2 protein-coding genes are annotated in these 2347 nt (G+C 39.3%); both read left to right on the top strand.

Features of this window, described 5'->3' with window-relative positions:
• Positions 1-138 precede the first annotated feature (138 nt).
• Positions 139-1359: an RNA-guided endonuclease TnpB family protein gene (locus F6K49_RS42035; RefSeq protein WP_293031219.1), complete on the top strand. Its 1221-nt coding sequence runs from the start codon at positions 139-141 to the stop codon at positions 1357-1359.
• A 615-nt stretch (positions 1360-1974) separates the two neighbouring features.
• Positions 1975-2347: sugar transferase (locus F6K49_RS42030; protein WP_366514300.1), on the top strand; the 373-nt coding region annotated here is incomplete at its 3' end.

Genomic DNA, 2347 nt, shown 5'->3' with positions numbered 1-2347 from the left:
TTTAACAAAACTCGCGGAATTCCCCACCCTCTTTCAGGGTGGGGATGGATAGCGAGCCAGGAAATTCATCTTATCCCTTGACATCTTACTATAAAATATATATACTATTAAGCAAGGTCGATAACGAAGTTGAGTGCAGTGAAACATAAAGCCGTCAAAGTTAGAATTTATCCCACGAAAGAGCAAGTTCAAGTGTTAGCTCAAAATTTTGGATGCGCTCGTTGGTGGTGGAACTATGCTCTGAATCAGTGCATAGAAACCTACAAAGAAACTGGCTTTGGGCTAAAGCAATCTGCACTCAACTCTATGTTGCCGAAACTTAAGAAACAAAAAGAGACTGAATGGCTAAAAGATTGTTACTCTCAGGTCTTACAATCTGTGAGTCTCAATCTTAGTCGTGCTTACCAAAATTTCTTTGAAGGTAGAGCTGAATACCCTAGATTCAAATCGTACCATCACCGTCAATCAATCCAGTATCCCCAAAACGTAAAACAGGTGGGTGATTGTCTTAAATTCCCTGGAAAACTGGGAATCGTAAAGGCGATAATTCATCGCCCACTGGACGGAGAGATCAAGACTGTAACAGTCAGCAAAACTCCTTCTGGAAAGTACTATGCTTCTGTCCTGATGGAGTATGAAGGCGCTAGTGTGGAATCCTCCACTAGTGGACAGGTAATCGGTATTGATTTAGGCATCAAAGATTTTGCTATTTCTTATGACGGCGAAAAGACCTCTAAATTCAGTAATCCTAAGCACCTGGCTAAGTCCGAAAAAAAGTTAGCCAAAAAACAGCGTATTGCTGCCCGAAAGAAAAAAGGAAGCAGTGGGCGCAAAAAGGCCAGAAAAATTGTAGCTAAGGTATACGAGCGAATTGGAAATGTCCGCCAAGACTACCTACATAAGCTGTCTAGAAAAATAGTAGATCATAATCAAGTAGTGGTAGTCGAAAGCCTGAATGTCAAGGGCATGGTTCGTAACCATAAATTAGCTAAAGCAATTTCTGATCTGGGTTGGGGAACCTTTGTCAATTTTCTTTCTTACAAGTGCGAAAGAGAAGGAAAAGTGTTAGTTGAAATAGACCGATGGTTTCCTAGTTCCAAAACCTGCTCTAATTGTCATTACCGAATCAAAGAGTTGCCACTGGATATTAGGACTTGGACTTGTCCAAGTTGTGGAATTCACCACGACAGAGATGGTAATGCGGCAAAGAATATTAGAGCAGAAGGAATCAGAATGCTATCCTCCTCTGGGACGGGGGAGGTTAACGCCAATGGAGAAGAAGTAAGACCAAAACGTGGACGCCCGTCCAAGTTAAGGCATTCTTCCGTGAAGTTGGAAGCCACGACCTCTACGAAGTAGGTCGTGGTAGTTCACCTTGGATTTAGTATCAGAGGTAGTCTTTAGGGATGTCTACCTAGCAACTTAACATCAATTGCATTATTTTTACCTCTAATCATTTCCAGTCATTTGTTGATTAATAATAGTTAACTATTATTACCAAAATTCAGACTAGAAGTCAATTAATTCAACCCCAATTCACAATCCCTTCACGAATTCGTCGATACAATGTGAAAGTTCAGTGAAATGATACAAAATATACTACTCTTTTTTTGAAAAATCAAAATACTATGAGCAGAGGCTTCGATTAAAAATTCTTAATAAGGCGGTCAATAAAAATGACAAGGTCATCTACCTATATATAAGTTACTTTTATAAAAAAAAAAAATTAACTTTAGTGGGAACTTTTAAAGTTTTCAGCGGTCTGGTTAATAGACTATTTAGTGAACAACAAAGACTTTAGGGTTAGTGGGTGCCTACCAAATCTTTTGGAAAATGGCAGGAGACTCTTCCATAAAGTTTTGCCAAAAACTACCTAAGCAAGTTGGCTCTCTTGAGCTTAACTGTTCTATCAGCCTGGGGATTTAAAGCAATTATTCCGTCGTTTAATCAACTTTAGATAACTAAGAAAAAGCCGTGATTATCTCCAAGTCTTCTGCTTATACCTCGATTGATTCACCAATTTGGGATAACAGAATACCAAGTTGTTTATTTCAGCAAGAGGTTCATCAGTCTGCCAACAATACTATCAAGCGATTAATTGATCTTATTGGAGCTTTGGTTGGATTATTAATTACCGTGAGCATCGCAATTCCGATTGCGATCGCTATGTCGATAGTCGATCCCGGTCCATTATTTTATAGTCAGATCCGTTGTGGTCTGAATGGGAAACCCTTCCGAATCTGGAAATTCCGTTCAATGATCGTGGGTGCAGACAAACTCAAGCACTTAGTAGAAAACCAAGCTAAAGGTCATATATTCAAAAATGAAAATGATCCCCGTATCAGTC

Source organism: Moorena sp. SIO3I6 (genome assembly GCF_010672095.1).
Note: the sequence above shows the minus strand (reverse complement) of the source record. Positions and strands in the feature narration are given on the sequence as shown.